The organism is Massilia sp. IC2-278 (assembly GCF_020708045.1).
In the GTDB taxonomy this organism is placed as follows: domain Bacteria; phylum Pseudomonadota; class Gammaproteobacteria; order Burkholderiales; family Burkholderiaceae_D; genus Telluria.
In genome coordinates, this window is the sequence record NZ_JAJFES010000047.1 from 1 (window position 1) to 789 (window position 789).

The following is a 789-nucleotide window of genomic DNA, read 5'->3' on the forward strand; positions in this document are numbered from 1 at the left end:
GACTTCCTGACATGTCAAGGGTAGGTAAGGTTTTTCGCGTTGCATCGAATTAATCCACATCATCCACCGCTTGTGCGGGTCCCCGTCAATTCCTTTGAGTTTTAATCTTGCGACCGTACTCCCCAGGCGGTCTACTTCACGCGTTAGCTGCGTTACCAAGTTAATTAAAACCCGACAACTAGTAGACATCGTTTAGGGCGTGGACTACCAGGGTATCTAATCCTGTTTGCTCCCCACGCTTTCGTGCATGAGCGTCAATCTTGACCCAGGGGGCTGCCTTCGCCATCGGTGTTCCTCCACATCTCTACGCATTTCACTGCTACACGTGGAATTCTACCCCCCTCTGCCAGATTCAAGCCTTGCAGTCTCCATCGCAATTCCCAGGTTGAGCCCGGGGCTTTCACGACAGACTTACAAAACCGCCTGCGCACGCTTTACGCCCAGTAATTCCGATTAACGCTTGCACCCTACGTATTACCGCGGCTGCTGGCACGTAGTTAGCCGGTGCTTATTCTTCAGGTACCGTCATTAGCAAAGGATATTAGCCTCTACCGTTTCTTCCCTGACAAAAGAGCTTTACAACCCGAAGGCCTTCTTCACTCACGCGGCATTGCTGGATCAGGCTTGCGCCCATTGTCCAAAATTCCCCACTGCTGCCTCCCGTAGGAGTCTGGACCGTGTCTCAGTTCCAGTGTGGCTGGTCGTCCTCTCAGACCAGCTACTGATCGTCGCCTTGGTGAGCCTTTACCTCACCAACTAGCTAATCAGATATCGGCCGCTCCAGGAGCA

Annotated in this window: 1 rRNA gene; it reads right to left on the minus strand. The window is 52.7% G+C overall.

The features are described from left to right. Positions 1-789: ribosomal RNA gene (locus tag LK540_RS25210) — 16S ribosomal RNA — on the minus strand; the annotation flags it as partial.